Origin of the sequence: Bacillus sp. ISL-34 (genome assembly GCF_018613325.1) — a bacterium.
GTDB lineage: Bacteria > Bacillota > Bacilli > Bacillales > DSM-1321 > Peribacillus.
In genome coordinates, this window is record NZ_JAGGQJ010000018.1 from 33032 (window position 1) to 51521 (window position 18490).

Here is an 18490-nt window from a genome sequence, read left to right on the forward strand (position 1 = left end):
TCCACGTAGTTATTCGACCTAGACCGCACTATATTCGGCCGTCCACGTAGTTATTCGACCTAGACCGCACTATATTCGGCCGTCCACGTAGTTATTCGACCTAGACCGCACTATATTCGACCGTTCATGCATTTATTCGACCTACCTGTACAATATTCGACCGTTCACATTCTTTTGAACGAGCTTTTGTCGACAAACTGAAAGGACCAAGCAAGAGCTTGGTCCTTTTCTGTACAATTTATTATGCTGTCGGTCCGCCAAGTTCTTCGATTTCACTTGGAACGCTTTTGAATTTCTTGAAGTTTGCACGGAATTGTGCGGCAAGGTCCGTTGCTGCTTCTTTATAAGCGGCAGGATCTGCCCAAGTCTTGATTGGTTGAAGCACTTCATCAGGAACACCAGGAACATGAAGCGGGATATCCAAACCGAAGATATCATCTTTGATCGTTTCGATGTTCGCTAATTCACCTTCAAGTGCCGCTTGTACCATTGCACGAGTGTAAGCAAGTTTCATACGGCTTCCAGTTCCGTATGCTCCCCCAGTCCATCCAGTGTTGACCAGGTATACCTTTGCATTGTGCTCGTCAATTTTATCACCAAGCATCTCAGCATAGCGTGTAGCTGGAAGTGGTAAGAATGGTGAACCAAAGCAAGTGGAGAATGTAGCTTCCGGTGAAGTTACGCCTCTTTCAGTACCAGCCAATTTACTAGTGTATCCGCTTAGGAAGTGGAACATTGCCTGTTCTTTGGAAAGCTTGCTGATTGGAGGCAGAACGCCTGAAGCATCAGCTGTTAAGAAAATGATTGTATTTGGGTGTCCTGCAATACTTGGGTTTACGATGTTATCGATCGCTTGCATTTGGTAAGCAGCACGAGTGTTTTCAGTCAATGAACTGTCATCATAGTTTGCTTCACGTGTATCCGGATCAACAACAACATTTTCCAATACGGCCCCGAAACGGATCGCATCGAAAATTTGTGGTTCTTTTTCACGTGAAAGGTTGATCGTTTTCGCATAGCAGCCGCCTTCGATGTTGAATACGCCGTTAGAAGACCAACCGTGCTCGTCATCGCCAATCAGTTTACGGCTAGTGTCTGCTGATAAAGTTGTTTTGCCTGTACCGGACAGTCCGAAGAATAAAGCGACGTCCCCTTCACGTCCTACGTTAGCAGAGCAATGCATTGGAAGGATTCCAGCCTCTGGAAGTAAGTAGTTCATGATCGAGAAGATCGATTTTTTCATTTCTCCTGCATATTCCGTTCCGCCGATCAGGATGGTACGGCGTTCAAATGAAACGATGATGAACGTTTCGGAAGTGGTTCCGTCCACTTCTGGGTCCGCTTTGAAGTTAGGTGCAGAAAGGATTGTGAATTCAGCTTCGTGACCTCTTAGTTCCTCTTCGTTTGGACGGATGAACAAAGTATGGGCAAAAAGGTTATGCCAAGCATATTCATTAACAACACGGATTGGAAGACGAGATGATTCGTCTGCACCAGCGAAACCTTTAAAAACAAAAATCTCTTCTTTTGCTTTTAGGTAGTCAACTACTTTATTATATAGTTTATTGAACACATCTTCGGAAATTGGCTGGTTCACTGAACCCCAGTCGACTTTATCTTTAACGGATGCTTCTTCCACAATAAATTTATCTTTAGGTGAACGACCAGTATATTTGCCAGTTTCAGCTTTTACTGCGCCGGTTGATGTTAAAACGCCTTCATTTCTGCTTAATACTTTTTCGACCAATTGAGGAACTGAAAGTTGAGTTTGCACATTGTTTCCTGTTAATAACTGGTGTAACTCATTAGAAACATCTACAGAATTCATATATGAGGTACCTTCCTTTGTTTAAGTTTTTAGATTATAATTAGTATAACACATTCATTTAAATAGTCTATACTATTTCTTCTGATTTGTGATTATTTTCAGCTGGTCGCGTTAATCATTTTATTCCGGCAGGAACCGAGTTAGGATTACCGCATATACTTTAATAAAGTCAATTTTATTTTAATAGGAAGTAAGTAAGCAATATATTTCCAATGTTGAAGTCAGGATTCCGTTCTTTTTCGTATGCTCAATACTTTATTATTAATGGCAATTTTCAACATTTCTATTCGTATTTTGCTTTGTAAACCCTTCTAGGGCGCTGTATCAACATGTTTTTCATATGAACGCCATTCTGGGTGGAAATGTTCTTTTTAGAAAAGCATTGACAAATTCCAACCAGATACGATATTATCTTAAATTGTACGGATTCTCTTATCCCGAGTTGGTGGAGGGACAGGCCCTTTGAAACCCAGCAACCTGCCATATTGAACTTGACTCAAAGATCGATCGCCGAAAATAAAGCGAAGGTCTTCAAGGAATAGTGGTGATGGTGCTAACCTGAGCAAGGTAAAAAACCCTTGAACGATAAGAGTGAAAGGATAGAAGACAGAATTTTAAACCTTTCCTCATTTGCCAGGGAAGGTTTTTGTGTTTTTTATAAGTAATTCTGTGTCTATAGTTGAAACTAATGAGGGAAACGAGTTCCGTAAAAATCAGGCTTATGCCTACAACATACTAACTTCCAAGGAGGAAATATGATGTCAAAGAAACGTCTATTTACTTCTGAATCTGTTACAGAGGGCCATCCGGACAAAATTTGTGATCAGATTTCAGATTCCATTTTAGATGCTATCCTTGCTAAGGATGCAAATGCACGTGTTGCGTGTGAAACTAGTGTAACAACAGGTCTTGTACTTGTTGCAGGTGAAATTACAACGTCCGCTTACGTGGATATTCCGCGTATCGTTCGTGATACGATTAAAGGAATTGGCTACACACGTGCGAAATACGGTTTCGATGCTGAAACTTGTGCCGTGTTGAGTTCCATTGATGAGCAGTCTGCCGATATCGCAGCTGGTGTCGATAAAGCATTGGAAGCTCGTGAAGGAAACATGTCAGAGGAAGAAATCGATGCAATCGGTGCAGGGGACCAAGGTCTTATGTTCGGATTTGCTTGTAATGAAACAAAAGAGCTTATGCCGCTTCCGATTTCATTGGCGCATAAACTTTCATTCCGCTTGGCTCAAGTTCGTAAAGATGAAACTCTTGCTTACCTACGCCCTGATGGTAAAACACAGGTAACCGTGGAATATGATGAGAATAACCGTCCTGTACGTGTAGATACGATCGTTATCTCTACACAGCATGATGCAGAAATTACACTTGAACAAATTCAAGCCGATCTAAAAGAACATGTGATCAAAGCAGTCGTTCCAGCTGAATTGATCGATGCTCAAACTAAATACTTCATCAACCCGACTGGCCGTTTCGTAATTGGCGGACCTCAAGGGGATGCTGGTCTTACTGGACGTAAAATCATCGTTGATACTTACGGCGGATACGCTCGTCATGGCGGCGGTGCATTCTCTGGTAAGGATGCAACTAAAGTTGACCGTTCTGCTGCATACGCTGCTCGTTACGTTGCGAAAAACATCGTGGCAGCCGGCCTTGCCGACAAAGCGGAAGTTCAATTGGCATATGCAATTGGTGTGGCAGAGCCTGTATCAATTTCAATTGATACGTTCGGAACTGGTACAGTTAGCGAAGAAGTCCTTGTTGACCTAGTTCGCGCCAACTTCGACCTTCGTCCAGCTGGCATCATCAAAATGCTTGACCTTCGTCGCCCGATCTACAAACAAACAGCTGCCTACGGACACTTTGGCCGTACAGATGTCGATCTTCCATGGGAACGCACGGACAAAGCAGAAACATTAAAAGCACAAGCGTAATTCATATAAAAAAGGTGTCCCGCAATTAGCGGGGCACCTTTTTTTGCGGATTAATTTTGCCGTCAGCGGGAATAATTCAAGAAATCGCAAAGAAATATAAAATACGTGCAAAACTCGTGAGTTAAGGTCGTTTAAAAGTTTGTTTGGTTCATCTACTCGTGAGTTTGGAGCATTTACTCGTGAGTTTAGAGCGTTTACTCGTGAGTTAGAGCAGTTTACTCGTGAGTTAGAGCAGTTTACTCGTGAGTTAGAGCAGTTTACTCGTGAGTTTGGAGCACTTACTCGTGAATTTGGAGCAATTACTCGTGAGTTTGGAGCAATTACTCGTGAATTTGGAGCAATTACTCGTGAGTTTGGAGCAATTACTCGTGAATTTGGAGCATTTACTCGCGAATTTGGAGCATTTACTCGTGAGTTTGAGTACAATACTCGTAACTTTCGGTCAATTCACTTTAATCGTTCCGCCGTTTTATAGTATTGTCCTTTTTCGGCATATTCGCGAACGATGCGTTCCATATCCTGGCGATCTTCTTCGTTGATTTCGCGAATGACTTTAGCTGGGCGTCCGAATGCCAGCATGTTCGGTGGAATGATTTTACCTTGGGGAACGAGACTTCCGGCACCGATGAAGGCCCCTTCGCCGATTTCGGCTTCATCAAGTACAATCGATCCCATGCCGATCAGAGCTCCTTTACGGATTTTACAGCTATGTAAAATGACCTGATGGCCAATGGTTACTTCATCCTCGATGATCAATGGATTATTTGGGCTTTGGTGCAGGACGCTGTTATCCTGTATACTGACTTTTTTCCCGATGATGGTTGGAGATACATCACCGCGAATGACGGAATTGAACCAAATTGATGTTTCGTCACCAATTTTGACATCACCTGTCACGACAGCATTTTCAGCAATATAAGCGCTTTCGGCGATTTCAGGTTCTTTGCCTTTATACGGATAAATAATCATTTTCAATCATTTCCTTTCCGAAGTGAATGTTTTTATGTATTATTTTAATATACCGTATGCAAATACACTTGGCTATTTATAATAGCAATGTACAACTTGTTAGATTTCTTTTTTGTCGAAAAACACGAATATGGTTATAATTTATATATATTATTTTAACTATGATGGATCGTACACAACAAGTGAAAAGTGAAAGGGGGATTTCGAATGTGGAAATGGGAGACAGAAGGAGACGCAAAGGGCGTCATTGTCATCATTCATGGGGCAATGGAACATCACGGACGTTATAAGTGGTTAACACAAATGTGGCTTTCAGCTGGATACCATGTCGTCATGGGCGACCTTCCTGGGCAGGGTATGACAACTCGCGCCTACCGGGGACATATCGATTCCTTTGATGAGTATTTGGACGAAGTGAAAAGCTGGATAGAAGAGGCTTACGAATATTCGTTGCCGGTCTTTTTACTTGGACACAGCATGGGCGGTTTGATTTCGATACGCCTTCTTCAGGAAGAGGAATGGGACATTGCAGGGGTGATTCTTTCTTCTCCATGCTTGGGCCTCGTGACGAAGCCGCCGAAGTTCCTGACAACCATCTCGCATGGTTTGAACATCGTGATGCCTAAGTTCAGGGTTGAATCCGGATTGACACCTGAAATGGCGACGAGAAGTGCGGAAATCCGTGAATCCGATAGAAACGATACATTATATATCACAAAGGTTTCGATTCGCTGGTATCGCGAGCTTGCACAGGCTATGAAGGATGCTTTTGAAGAAATACCTGAATTTCAGGATGTGCCGCTTTTGGTCATGCAGGGCGGAGATGACCGAATTGTGAATAAGAAGGCGGTTCGTGAGTGGTTTAATTATAACTTGGCCAGTGAAAAGCAATATAAGGAATGGCCGAAGCTTTATCATGAAATCTTCAATGAACCAGAGCGTGATGATGTATTTCAATATGCGCTGAGTTTTGTTGAAAACCGTTTAAAGATATTAGGGTATGTAGTTTGATCAGTACATACTTCAGGATAAATGAAAAACTGCCGAATTTAGACCTTCGGCAGTTTTTTTATTTGAATCAGCCTGCGTTTTTAAGCAATTCGTTCGACTTGATCACCGGTGCCCAGAAAGTAACCGGGTACATAAATTGGTTCAAGTGTGTAAGTTCTTTTTTATTGGATAATGCGGTGGATAGAAGATAAATGGATTTGAAGGTTAAGTCATTGGCGAATAGGTCCAAAAGCGTTGCTTTCATATTCATGATCGCTTCATGGTTTTGGGTGGAAATCATTAAATCGAGCTGTGGCAGGTACCTATCAAAATGATGGTCGAGTTGTTTGAGGTCCTCCATGGTTTTTTGGTTTTCTGTCAACGAGTTAAGCGAGCTGACAAAATCCCCATATTGTTCACTTGAATCCCTTTTGATTTTTTCAGTCAATATATCCGTCAGTAATGAAGTAGGCAAATGTTCCATTTTCTGCACCCTCTTATCTATTTTCTATCAATTATAATCATTATAGACGCAAAATTCAAAAAGTTATGATTGGTAATTCTGCTGCCTGCGTGTTGGGATTGAAAAAACACCGTTCGTATCGAACGGTGTCAAAAGTCATCTTTTTTCAATTGCGACAATGAATGGCGGATTGTTTGCTTGGTTGATGAACCCGTATTTCAGGATATGGGCTTTCTGTTGAGGGAAGTTCTGTACATAATCCATCAATGCATCCCGTTCTTCCGATCCCCCTGGATGACCATGGTAAATGACGAGGATGATGATGCCTTCAGGCGCCAGCAATTCGAACAGCTGTTCAATGGCTGATATCGTCGTATCAGCTTGGGTGATGATTGATTTGTCTCCGCCAGGAAGGTAGCCCAGGTTGAAAATGGCACCCGTGACCTTTCCGGAATGTTCTTTCCTGATGTATTTGCTTAAATGTTGATGTCCATCGTGAATGAGGGTGCAGCACTCTTGTAGATTCTCGGCCTTTAGTTTCGCAGCTGTGGTTTGGATCGCTTCTTTCTGAATATCAAAGCTATAGACATGCCCGTTTTCACCTGTAAGTCCTGCAAGAAAGGCCGTATCAAAACCGTTGCCCATCGTGCCATCAATGGTGATATCCCCGGGGTGGACCGCTTTTTCCAGAAGAATCCTGGCGAATGGCAAAATTCGGTCAAGCTTCATGACTGTACCTCCATGTGATGTTTTTTTCCTTGCCAGCTGTTGCGGCGTTTCAATTCGGCATCAATGGCATTCAAGACATCCCATTTATTGACGCTCCACATTGGACCGATCATCAAATCGATCGGACCGTCACCCGTAATGCGGTGAACGATCATTTCTGGAGGGATTATTTCCAGCTGGTCACATACAAGGCTGACATAATCGTCACGGTCAAGAAACTCGAGAAGACCTTTTTCATATTGTTTGACCATCGGTGTTCCTTTTAATAGATGAAGCAAATGGATCTTTATGCCCTGCACATCGAGTTTGGCGACTTCCAGGGCCGTTTCCATCATCATGCCGTAATCTTCCTGAGGAAGGCCATTGATGATATGGGAGCATACGCGGATACCGTGTTTCCGCAGTTTATCGACGCCTTCTTTGTAGCAATCGAAGTCATGAGCACGGTTGATCATCGTCGCGGTCTTTTCATGAACCGTCTGGAGACCCAGCTCCACCCAAAGGTAGGTGCGTTCGTTCAATTCCGCTAAATACTCGACTACATCATCCGGAAGGCAATCCGGACGTGTAGCAATGGAGAGTCCGACGACACCTTCCTGGGTCAATACACTTTCATATTTCTCGCGAAGCTCTGCCACGGGTGCATGCGTATTCGTGAACGCTTGGAAATAGGCCATATATTTTCCATCTTTCCATTTGTGATGCATCCGTTCGCTGATCTTCTTAAACTGGACGTCGAGGGGTTCAACCCTGCTGCCAGCAAAGTCACCAGAGCCTGAGGCACTGCAGAAGGTACAGCCGCCATGTGCGACGGTGCCATCACGGTTCGGACAGTCAAAACCGCCATCCAGGGCAACTTTAAATACCTTATGTCCAAAATGTTCCCTCAGGTGGTAATTCCATGTATGATATCGTTTGTTATCCGTTGCATATATAAACGGGTTTGCTTGATTCAAATCAGCAACCTCCTAAATAAAATAAAGCGCAACATATATTATACAACATTATCGCAGCTAGGTCTTTTTTTGAAAAATAAGCGTATACTGTATACTTGAAGGCTAAACATTTTGCTGCTATTTCCAGTATATCTTTGAATGACTATATCCAATCGGGAGCTGATGGACATGACCGGTCAAGTTGAAGAAGCGATTAATCAAATGAAAAAGAAATTAGCCGAAAATAATCAGGTGATCGAAGTAAATGAAGATGGGTTCATATACAAAGCCACTTGCACCTTCAATTCACCTGCTTCGGATGAACAAATTCATTCCTTTGAAAAGAAAACCGGACTGCTTCTGCCCGAGGATTATAAGGAGTTTTTAAAAATAACCAATGGATGCCGTCTGTTCGATAATGTGGAATCGGGCGGGGAAAATGATTTATACAGCCTGGATGATATTATTAATTACACATATGAAAATTCCTACGAGGGATGCTATAAAGTGGCCTGCATTTATCAAGATAATATCGTCATCGATGGGGAAGCCGTCGCTAAAGGCGATAAGGAGTATTTAATGGTAAAAGGCCATATCGATGATTTTGAAGAAGGCGAGAAACTCCATATGGGCTTTGCCGAATGGATCGAGCAGTTCATTTCCCATCAAGGTGAGAAGTTTTGGGATAAAGGTTGATTGCTCAAAAAAAATGATAATCCACCCGTTATTTGCTCAAACTAGAAAAGATGATTCCGAATCATCCAAATGAGACGCGAAGGAGAGGGTTTGAAATGGCAACCAGACAATCCGTCGATCATTTTTTAGAGCAATGTGAAGGGGCTCTCCATTTTGCAGAGTTTGAATTTAACGAGGCTTCACGGCAGGAGCATTATGATGATGAACAATTTCAAAATTCGCAAAGGTATATCGAAGAGGCTTTGACGGATATGGAACGATTGTATGCCAGTTCGAATGACCAGCAGCGGGAAATGCTTTCGCGGATGAAGCAGCAGTTGAATCAATTGAGGAATGAAATGATTTTACTGCAACATTAAATGGAAGCAAGGGAGCTATGAATGCATAGCTCCCTTTTTTTGCACGAATTTACTTGAATTCGCATATATAATGAAAAACCTGTCGATAATGTTTATGTACGGCTATTGCAATTATCGGTGAAATTGACTAGAATGAAATAAAATGCAATATTCTCATAAAGACTATGATGAGGAATAGTAGCGGTTTAAACCAGTAAAGAGAGTTGACGGATGGTGAAAGTCAATCTGGGATGGTCGTGAACTCGCCTTGGAGTCCCGGGTGTGAAGGTAAAAAGTAATGCCTGGCGTTTAAATCCATGTTACGGATGTTTTAAGCTGGGCGGATTTTAGCTATCGCCAATGTGGGTGGTACCGCGGGAAGATATACATAATCCTCTCGTCCCTATTTTGGGATGAGGGGTTTTTTATTGTTTTTTAAACGGAAATTAGGAGGAAATCAAATGAGTTTTGACCATAGAAGCATAGAAACGAAATGGCAAAAGTATTGGGAAGGCAATAAGACATTCAAGACGGGTGAAGAAAGCGGCAAACGCAAATTCTACGCGCTGGATATGTTCCCATACCCTTCGGGGGCCGGTCTGCATGTTGGGCACCCGGAAGGTTATACGGCAAGCGATATCCTAGCACGGATGAAACGGGCGCAAGGGTACAATGTATTGCATCCAATCGGCTGGGACGCTTTTGGACTTCCGGCAGAGCAATATGCGATCGATACGGGAAATGATCCAGCTGAATTCACGGAGCATAACATCAACACGTTCCGCCGCCAAATCAAAGCCCTTGGTTTTTCCTATGACTGGGATCGCGAAATAAACACGACAGATCCCGACTATTACAAATGGACGCAGTGGATCTTCTTGAAATTATATGAAAAGGGCCTTGCATATATTGATGAAGTGGCCGTTAACTGGTGTCCGGCACTTGGCACGGTATTGGCTAATGAAGAAGTCATCGATGGGAAAAGTGAGCGTGGGGGCCATCCGGTTGAGCGCCGCCCGATGAAACAGTGGATGCTTCGTATCACGGCGTATGCAGACCGCTTGATCGACGATTTGAATGATGTGGATTGGCCGGAAAACATCAAGGATATGCAGCGTAACTGGATTGGACGTTCCGAGGGAGCGGAGGTTACATTCAATATCGATGGCTTTGATGAAACATTCACGGTGTTCACGACTCGTCCTGATACGTTATTCGGTGCAACCTATGCCGTATTGGCACCTGAACATCAGTTTGTCAATAAAATTACGACGGCTGATCAAAGGGCGGCAGTTGAAGCCTATTTAGATGAAGTGAAACATAAAAGCGACTTGGAAAGAACAGACCTGGCAAAGGATAAAACAGGTGTGTTCACGGGGGCATATGCCATTAACCCGGTAAATGGCGAAAAAATGCCGATCTGGATTGCCGATTATGTGTTGATCAGCTACGGAACAGGTGCAATCATGGCCGTTCCTGCCCATGATGAGCGTGATTATGAATTTGCAGTCAAGTTCGACTTGCCGATCAAGGAAGTCGTAGCTGGCGGAGATGTGACAAGTGAAGCATATACAGGGGATGGACTTCATGTGAATTCGGAATTCCTTGATGGATTGAATAAAGAAGAAGCCATTTCGACCATGATCAAATGGCTGGAAGAAAAAGAAATCGGCACGAAGAAAATAACATACCGCCTTCGCGACTGGTTATTCAGCCGTCAGCGTTACTGGGGTGAACCGATTCCGATCATCCATTGGGAAGACGGCACGATGTCTCCAATAAAAGAAGAAGATCTTCCATTGATATTACCGAAAGCTACGGACATCAAGCCTTCAGGTACAGGTGAATCACCACTTGCGAACATATCGGAATGGGTGAATGTAACGGATGAAAATGGACGAAAAGGTCGCCGTGAGACAAACACGATGCCACAGTGGGCAGGCAGCAGCTGGTACTTCCTTCGTTATATCGATCCGGACAACAAGGAAGCACTCGCAGATCCTGAAAAATTAAAAGAATGGATGCCAGTCGACATTTATATTGGCGGCGCCGAGCATGCGGTGCTTCACTTGCTTTACGCTCGGTTCTGGCATAAATTCCTGTACGATATCGGAGTCGTGCCAACGAAGGAGCCATTCCAAAACCTATTTAACCAAGGAATGATCCTTGGCGAGAATAATGAAAAAATGAGTAAATCCAAAGGGAATGTCGTGAACCCGGATGATATCGTTGAAAGCCATGGTGCCGATACACTTCGCATGTATGAAATGTTCATGGGACCATTGGATGCTTCGATTGCCTGGTCCACAAACGGATTGGACGGTTCTCGCAGATTCCTTGACCGTATCTGGCGTTTATTAGTCAACGATGACGGTGCGATCACAGATAAGATGACAGAGACCGATGATACGGGCAAGCTCGAAAAAGTCTATCATCAAACGGTTAAAAAAGTGACCGAGAACTATGAGGAATTGAAATTCAATACGGCGATTTCACAATTGATGGTATTCATTAATGATGCTTATAAAGCGGATTCGCTACCTAAAGTATATATCGAAGGCTTCGTAAAGCTGCTTGCACCAGTTGCACCGCACATCGCCGAGGAACTTTGGTCTAAACTGGGTCATTCCGAGAGCATCACGTACGGAACATGGCCGGCTTTCGACGAAGCGAAGTTAGTGGATAACGAAGTCGAAATCGTCATCCAAATCAACGGAAAAGTCAAAGCGAAATTAATGGTGCCGACTGACACTACGAAAGAAAAACTGGAAGAAATCGCGATGGGTGATGATTCCATTAAAGAACAAATCGATGGAAAAACCATTCGTAAAGTGATTGCCGTACCAGGCAAATTAGTCAATATCGTCGCAAACTAAATAAAACTGATTGGAAGCTGTCCCGCATATTTTTACTGCTGGGGCAGCTTTTTTTTCGTGAGCAGGCAGAATATAGGGATTAGGCCATGTTAGGATTTTCACCGATTTAAATCTATTAGTGATCAAGCTACCAATTGGGCATCTGATACGTCATGAGAGGACCATCGAAACGCAAATATCTTGCTTAATTGGTACATGAGAATCATTTTTCGACTTGACGGCCAAATAAATCAAGCATTTGACATAAAAAAGGGAAAAAATTGGTTGATAAAATTTTACAGTGTGATAGTTTGGTATAGTACTGTTATTTTTTAACCAATTATTGGAGGGAAAACCGTGAAATTTAAGAATGTGAGTCGAATTACGGCGTGTGTACTTATTTTTGCACTGATTTTCAGCTTGATGGTTCCGCTAAATTCTCAAGCTGCAGCTGCAACGCCCATTGAAAATGTAGAAATGATTAAAAATGGGGACACCCTGGACGGAAAGTTTGAAAAACCGGATGTCCAATGGTACCGAATCAACCCCACAACAGAAGAAATACAAAAGTTTTCCCATATTGAGTTCGAAGTCAATTCGGACAAAATCTTGAATATCTCCGTATATCAAAATAAAGAAAAAGCAGAAAAAGATGAGAGCGATTATTTTGTCTCTTCTTATCCTGATGAAAAAGCCGTAGTCGATTTCCCATATGCTTGGGAAGGCACATATTATGTTAAAGTTGAATATTTCGGCGATACCGATGATGAGGGAAATCCCCTCCCGGATGCGGAAAATGTAGCTGAATACTCCATCAATGCGCATTCAGTGACATTGCCGCCATCTGCCGGGGACGAAGGGGAGGAACTCGAATCATGCCCGGTTGAAGTGAGTGTAAACGATAAGAAAACGGGAGAATCCATGTTGAAAACACTCCGCGTGTTTAGAGATGAAGTTCTCACGAAGTCGTCTGAGGGACGCACCCTTTCCTCTTTATACTATAAGGCTTCGCCATTCCTGGCCATTCATCTTGCCGGGAATAAAACGGCAAGGGAAGCCGTTTATAATCACTTAGTCGAGATTAAGCCCCTTATTGAGGATCTTAATGAAAATGGAGCAAGCAGTACGGCAGTCATTAGCAACAAGCAGCAAGAAGCGATTAAGGCCTTATTCAATAAGGCGGCAGGCGTCGCTCCAGCCGGATTGAAAAAGGATATGGAAGCCATTGCAAAGAAAATCAACCTTGATAAGCTTGCAGGTGAGAGAATCGTCGATATCGCAAGCAAAGCGGGAATCGAACTTCCAGCTTCGAAAAATATAAAGAACAAATATATCGTCAAACTTAAACCTGGGAAGTCATTAAGTGCTGTCCAATCCAAGGTAAGCGGAAAAGGATATGGAACATTATCGGCACCTAAGCAACAAGAGGTTCTGTATGATGATATGTATGTTGTAGAATTAAAGAACCAAGCTAAAATGAGCACAGCAGCTCTATCCAGTATCGAAAAACTTCCGGAAGTGGAATATATCGAACCGGTAAAAACGTACAAAGCATTTTCTGCCGACATTCAATCACCTTATCAATGGTCTTTAGATAACGCCGGTGGGGAAGAAGGCGTAAAGGGAGCAGACATCGATAACGAAAAATTGCAGAACCTTATTAAGAAACGTAATTTAAAAGATACATTGGTAGCGGTTATAGACACAGGTGTCGATGATTCACTTGCAGATTTACAGGGTGTCGTTGAAATGGAGTCAGGTAAGAACTTCATTGATAAGAAAGAAAAAGCAGTCGATGACAATGGCCATGGTACACATGTATCGGGAATCATTGCTGCAAAAGCAGATAATGGTTATTCCATGCAAGGAATCAATCCAGTGGCTAAAATCATGCCTGTGAAGGTCTTGGACTCTTCAGGATTTGGGGACAATGAGAAAATTGCACTAGGCATTAAATATGCCGTGGATCATGGAGCAAAGGTCATAAACCTTAGCTTGGGCGGAGAATATAGCAGGACGATTGAATATGCCTTGAAACATGCCGCAGCCAAGAATGTAATGGTAGTCGTAGCAAGCGGTAATGATGGGATGGAGGGTCTTTCTTATCCTGCATCATCTAAATACGCCATATCCGTTGGTGCAACCAATGCCCTTGATTTAGTATCCGATTATTCCAATTATGGATCGATTTTGGACATGGTCGCTCCAGGGACAGGCATTCCGAGCCTTGTGCCTAATGGGAATGTTACGTATATGGATGGTACATCAATGGCAGCTCCTCATGTTGCGGCAGCTACAGCTCTGTTATTATCCGGAAACCCTGGGTTGAAAGTGAATGAAGTAAGGGAAATCCTTCATGAGACATCGGAATATGTCGCTTTTGAAGAAGAAGATAATGTAGACCCTTATGAGGACTATCAGCCTGAAGATGGAGAAATCATAATACCGGAAGAAGAACTGCCTGTCGGAAAAGATTTAGTATCTGGATATGGAAGGCTGAATGCGTACAGTGCACTTAGTGCCGTGGATTTACAAGCTAAAGTCAATCTTTTGATGGATACGCAAACAAAACTGACTGGTACAGCTAAAAAAGGTTCAGTAATCGAAGTGAAAAACGGAAACAAAACGCTCGGTAAAGGAACGGCGGCAGCTAACGGAACGTTCACCGTTACTATTCCGGTGCAAAAAGCTGAGCAGCAGCTTACTGTGAATATCTCTGATTCTTCCAAACTAGCAGTATCTTCAATCAAAGTTTTCGTGAATAAGGGTGCAACCCCTAACAAGCCAACTGTTAAGGCTTTTAGTGATAAAGATACGTATGTAACGGGTCAATCGCAAGCGGACATGAAAATCACGATCAAAAATAGCGCAAAAAAAGTGATTGGTTCAGGTAACACGGATAGCAAAGGGAATTTCAAAGTGAAAATCAGCAAGCAAAAGGCTGGCACTAAACTTTCAGTCACAGCTACAGACTTAGCAAAACGTGAAAGCAAGGCGGCAACCGTGACTGTTCTCGATAAAACCGCTCCAAGTGCACCGAAAGTGAATGAAGTAAACGACAAAGCAACAAAAGTAACAGGTAAAGCGGAAATCGGTTCAACCGTTACCGTGAAGTACAGCAATAAAAACATCGGAACGGCAAAAGCGGATAATAAGGGGAACTTCTCCATCAAAATCAGCAAGAAAAAAGCAGGATCCGCATTATACGTCTCAGCAAAAGACAAAGCGGGCAATACAGGAAAAGCAACAAAAGTAACGGTTAAAAAATCTAAATAGTAATTAGTGGTGAAGGCCGTTTAACTTACATGTTAAACGGTCTTTTTGTGAGAAAACGAATGAAAACACCGCTCGATGATGAGCGGTGTTTTTGCCTGTGCGTTGTCATTGCATGATGTCAGATTTGGAGTTTCGCGTTTTAATTCTGAAACTACACGTACTCGCCTTTCTTATATCATTAATCTGTTCAAAAAATAATTTCAGGAGGAAATATAATGAAAAAAGAAGAGTAATAGCATTAGGTACAATTTTAGCTTGCTCAATTGGTTTAGGAACGCTTTCAGTTGAAGCTGGGAATGAGAATTCGGGATATTCCTTTAATATTAAGAAAGAGCAAGGCAACGAATATACAGGCACAGAGTATCGCCAGACGAATAAAGAGGATAGTGATTAAATTAATGGGATTTAATACTTCCGAAATTATAAGGAAAGCTCAAAAATGGCGGATTCCTTATTTTAAATGTATATACCTATGGCGGGATTTTCGAGGGTCCATATATCCGCCGTTTATTTGATGTCCAAGAGAGCTCGCAATGACTACTGCTGCAAAGAGGAGGATGATTTTCTTCAATTTCATAACTTCTTTCCGTTTTTTTTATTTTAAAAGATTACACCCAAATGCTTCTTCCTTCAACCGCCTTTTTATGGATGTAGAATTAAATGTGACAAACATTAAATGACCGTTTTTTAACTAATGTATCAAAGATAAAGTAGATGGTATTAATTTAGAAGTGAAAGACTTAATAACAGAACTTGTAAATTTATGGAGGTGTCAACTCTTGGCGGACTCGCATTTGCTCTTGGATCCGCCAATTCCACCTCTTCGATCTTGAATTGTTCTTAAAGCATGAGTAACAGCAGCTTTCACCTTCAGTCCCTATTCATCTCCTGAATTAATATTCACACCTAAAAAACAACATCATGGATTTTATGTATAAGTTTTTCTCCAGCTTGATGCAGGATATATGTAATTCGTCGGTCGGCTAATGGGGATTACTGTAAGGCTAGGAAGATGACTGATGGGGGAGGTTTTGATGCAGTAAATAGGATTGAAGAAAAACTATGCAGGGGCAAGTTCGATTCAACTTGCCCCTGCATTTGTCAGCTCATTTAGTGAATTCACTTCTCAGGAGATAGACAACATCGTATTTCTTCAATTCGTCCATATGGCTATCACTATCACCATAAAAATCAGTGGAAAGTGAATGAATGCCTTCATTTCCGCTTGTGTAACATATACTCGCCAATGCAAGCTTTTTTGTGCTGTTTATTTTAAGTTTGCCGGCACTGCCCCATACGCTGGAATCCATTTCATCAATGGTTTCAGGATAAGTAGCTGTATCCGTACCAGCGTCGTTTTGAATGCTGATGTTGAACATCGATGGATTTTGGCCAGCAACCGTTTTGGAAGTCGTAAAGATGATTGTCCCATTATCTTTGACGGCAGTTGTCATACGTCCCATTTCAGGTTCGACAAGTTTTCCAAATTCATATTTTTCGACCCAGACGGACATCTCCTTGTATGTATCATCAACATTGAAATCGATAAGAAAGGAATGTTCACTTGAATTCTCCAGGATGGCTTTTTCCCTTGCTGTCAAATCAGGAATTGAAAGGTTATTCCCGGGTTTTGGCTCATTAGCGTTACAGGCGATTAAAGAAAATGAGAGCAGGCATAGGATGATGGATAAAAAGATCTTTTTCATGATTTTCACCTCTTGAATAATATTTACCTAATTAAAACCAATTCTTGTATATTATAACACTATAATAAAAAACGGAATCGGAACGCGGAAAAAAGGCAAGCAATCGTTATGCTTGCCTTTTTTTGTTGCTTAGAGTGGTTGGGAAAGAGCCTTATTGGCAGCATCGACGTCATTTTGAAGCAATTGGTTCAAGTCGTAAGCTGGATAGAGGTTTCGTTCATAAAGGTAGTTGAATATCTTCGCATGGGTATCGATGGCTCCATTTAAATGTTTCTTAAATACTTTGCGAAGGGAAGGGGTGGCTGTTTCAGTAATCGCCAATGCATAACTTTTGATCGATGATTTGGCAAAGCCCAGCAAATCCCCGGCAGCAGCGGCAGATGCGTCATCCCTTAATACATCATCATCCCGGTGCGTCTTAGGGGTCAATGGGTAAAATTGCAGCAGCTCCATGATGTTTTGGGTAAGGGAATCGATCGTTTGCTTATAAATCGTTTTTAAAATGGGGTCTTTAATTTTTGGATAAGCTTTTTTAAATTTCATAAGGGCATTGGACTGGGCGGCGACCAACTCATGAAGCTCGAGTGTTTCATGCCAAGCAAGATGTGAATGGGTGGGTTGCATGTAAATTCCTCCTGAACGAATAATCTAGATACGCTATTCGAACAGGGGGCTTTAGGTAAGTTGTCTAGTGAAATATTTATGGGAAGAGCTGTCACATCTTCAATTCACATCCACAGTTTAGAAGGATCGCCATGTTTTATTGATATTGCTCGAGAACAGAGAAGAACTTTTTGGCAAATTGGTAAAAAAGTTTTTCTGATGGAGCCAATTCCCTGTTTTTGGGAGTGATGATGCCGACAGTCCGTTTGACTTCGGGTGTATCGATCGGAATTTTGACAGTCAGTCTTGGAGTGACTTCATAAAAGGTACTGTCAGGGAGCAGACTGACTCCGATTCCGGCAGAAACGAGCCCTTTTATGGAATCCATGTCTTCACCTTCCGATGCGATGTTCGGTGCGAAACCGGCCGCTTTGCAAGCTTCAAGAGCGATAGTGTGAAAGATGTATCCTTTCGGAAACAAGACGAAGGGATCATTTCGTAAGTCACTTAGACGCAGGCTCTTCCTTTCAGCTAATGGGTGAGTTATGGGCAGTAAAGCGGAAATGTTTTCCGTGAACAGGATATGACCTTCAATATCTGGATCGTTTGTCGGAATCGGCCCAAGGAAGGCTAATCCGATTTCGCGATTTTTGACAGCTTCCTTTAAAGAGGAATAAGATCCCTGTTTTAAGTGGAAGCCGATATTCGGCTGCTCATCTTTAAAAGCGGAAATGACGGTAGGCAGTAAATGGGTGGAAAGGCTGGTCGGGAACCCGATTTTAATGCTTCCGTGTTCAGGGTCCAAAAACTCCTCAATTTGATATTTGGCATATTCTATCGCCTGTATCGCCGTTTTGGCATGGATCAAGAAAATTTTACCAATAGGAGTCAACTGGATATTCCGGCCGATTTTCTCGAATAAAAGAACGCCAAGCTCATCTTCCAGTCTGGAGATTTGCCGGCTGATTGCTGATTGTGCGATATGCAGGTGCTCTGCGGCTTCTGAGACGTGTTCTCTCTCGGCGACTTCAACAAAATAACGTAATTGTCGTAGTTCCATTTATTCATCCTCCTGCCATTCATCTCAAATTGAGATAGATTCTATTAGAATTATATATTGTTTATATTGATTTGAAAACCTAGAATAAATGTA

At 42.4% G+C, this 18490-nt stretch carries 16 protein-coding genes, 1 riboswitch and 1 other annotated feature; of the genes, 8 read left to right on the forward strand and 8 right to left on the reverse strand.

Annotation, left to right across the window (positions count from 1 at the left end; genetic code table 11):
• Window positions 1–241: 241 nt before the first annotated feature.
• On the reverse strand, window positions 242–1828 hold the full coding sequence (pckA, locus tag J7E52_RS13715; protein WP_214747293.1) for a phosphoenolpyruvate carboxykinase (ATP): 1587 nt from the start codon (window positions 1826–1828) through the stop codon (window positions 242–244).
• A 429-nt stretch (window positions 1829–2257) separates the two neighbouring features.
• Window positions 2258–2420: riboswitch (SAM riboswitch) on the forward strand.
• 163 nt (window positions 2421–2583) lie between these two features.
• On the opposite strand from pckA, the gene metK reads away from it, so the two are divergent.
• Entirely contained in the window at window positions 2584–3777 is a 1194-nt protein-coding gene (gene metK / locus J7E52_RS13720) for a methionine adenosyltransferase (RefSeq protein WP_214747296.1), read from the forward strand.
• A 139-nt stretch (window positions 3778–3916) separates the two neighbouring features.
• A complete protein-coding gene (locus J7E52_RS13725; RefSeq protein ID WP_214747299.1) occupies window positions 3917–4252 on the forward strand; it encodes a hypothetical protein in 336 nt (111 codons plus the stop codon).
• On the opposite strand, the gene J7E52_RS13730 is transcribed toward J7E52_RS13725, so the two are convergent.
• Window positions 4225–4743, reverse strand: a complete 519-nt coding sequence (locus tag J7E52_RS13730; RefSeq protein ID WP_214747587.1) for a gamma carbonic anhydrase — start codon at window positions 4741–4743, stop codon at window positions 4225–4227. The genes J7E52_RS13725 and J7E52_RS13730 overlap by 28 nt on opposite strands.
• A 210-nt stretch (window positions 4744–4953) precedes the next feature.
• Here J7E52_RS13730 and J7E52_RS13735 point away from each other — a divergent pair, with 210 nt between their 5' ends.
• Window positions 4954–5757: an alpha/beta hydrolase gene (locus J7E52_RS13735; protein WP_214747302.1), complete on the forward strand. Its 804-nt coding sequence runs from the start codon at window positions 4954–4956 to the stop codon at window positions 5755–5757.
• Window positions 5758–5824: 67 nt separating this feature from the next.
• Here J7E52_RS13735 and J7E52_RS13740 read toward each other — a convergent pair whose 3' ends face one another.
• The 3 genes from J7E52_RS13740 to mnmL form a co-directional block, all read right to left on the reverse strand.
• Window positions 5825–6220 carry a hypothetical protein gene (locus J7E52_RS13740; protein WP_214747305.1) on the reverse strand — a complete coding sequence of 132 codons (396 nt, stop codon included), beginning with the start codon at window positions 6218–6220 and terminating at the stop codon, window positions 5825–5827.
• 135 nt (window positions 6221–6355) lie between these two features.
• Window positions 6356–6928 (reverse strand): tRNA 5-(aminomethyl)-2-thiouridylate-methyltransferase MnmM, encoded by a 573-nt coding sequence (mnmM, locus tag J7E52_RS13745; RefSeq protein WP_214747308.1) that lies wholly within the window; start codon window positions 6926–6928, stop codon window positions 6356–6358.
• A complete protein-coding gene (gene mnmL / locus J7E52_RS13750; RefSeq protein ID WP_214747311.1) occupies window positions 6925–7884 on the reverse strand; it encodes a tRNA modification radical SAM protein MnmL/YtqA in 960 nt (319 codons plus the stop codon). Before mnmL ends, mnmM begins: the two co-directional genes overlap by 4 nt.
• Window positions 7885–8052: 168 nt before the next feature.
• On the opposite strand from mnmL, the gene J7E52_RS13755 reads away from it, so the two are divergent.
• The 5 genes from J7E52_RS13755 (at window position 8053) to J7E52_RS13775 (ending at window position 15422) form a co-directional block, all read left to right on the forward strand.
• The gene (locus J7E52_RS13755; RefSeq protein WP_063234889.1) at window positions 8053–8559 is read left to right on the forward strand and encodes an SMI1/KNR4 family protein; all 507 of its coding nucleotides are present in this window, start codon (window positions 8053–8055) and stop codon (window positions 8557–8559) included.
• A 95-nt stretch (window positions 8560–8654) separates the two neighbouring features.
• Window positions 8655–8918: a DUF2524 family protein gene (locus J7E52_RS13760; protein WP_214747314.1), complete on the forward strand. Its 264-nt coding sequence runs from the start codon at window positions 8655–8657 to the stop codon at window positions 8916–8918.
• 155 nt (window positions 8919–9073) lie between these two features.
• Window positions 9074–9305: a binding site (T-box leader), on the forward strand.
• Between the two features lie 53 nt (window positions 9306–9358).
• On the forward strand, window positions 9359–11773 hold the full coding sequence (gene leuS, locus J7E52_RS13765; protein WP_214747317.1) for a leucine--tRNA ligase: 2415 nt from the start codon (window positions 9359–9361) through the stop codon (window positions 11771–11773).
• Window positions 11774–12109: 336 nt separating this feature from the next.
• Window positions 12110–15028 (forward strand): S8 family serine peptidase, encoded by a 2919-nt coding sequence (locus J7E52_RS13770; protein ID WP_214747320.1) that lies wholly within the window; start codon window positions 12110–12112, stop codon window positions 15026–15028.
• A gap of 124 nt (window positions 15029–15152) precedes the next feature.
• Complete coding sequence (locus J7E52_RS13775) at window positions 15153–15422, forward strand: DUF2712 domain-containing protein (RefSeq protein WP_214747323.1); 270 nt, start codon at window positions 15153–15155, stop codon at window positions 15420–15422.
• Window positions 15423–16134: 712 nt separating this feature from the next.
• On the opposite strand, the gene J7E52_RS13780 is transcribed toward J7E52_RS13775, so the two are convergent.
• From J7E52_RS13780 to gltC, 3 genes are all read right to left on the reverse strand, one after another.
• Window positions 16135–16734: a hypothetical protein gene (locus J7E52_RS13780; RefSeq protein ID WP_214747326.1), complete on the reverse strand. Its 600-nt coding sequence runs from the start codon at window positions 16732–16734 to the stop codon at window positions 16135–16137.
• Window positions 16735–16863: 129 nt separating this feature from the next.
• Window positions 16864–17358, reverse strand: a complete 495-nt coding sequence (locus J7E52_RS13785; protein WP_214747329.1) for a spore coat protein — start codon at window positions 17356–17358, stop codon at window positions 16864–16866.
• A gap of 136 nt (window positions 17359–17494) precedes the next feature.
• Window positions 17495–18397 carry a glutamate biosynthesis transcriptional regulator GltC gene (gene gltC / locus J7E52_RS13790; RefSeq protein WP_214747332.1) on the reverse strand — a complete coding sequence of 301 codons (903 nt, stop codon included), beginning with the start codon at window positions 18395–18397 and terminating at the stop codon, window positions 17495–17497.
• Window positions 18398–18490 lie beyond the last annotated feature (93 nt).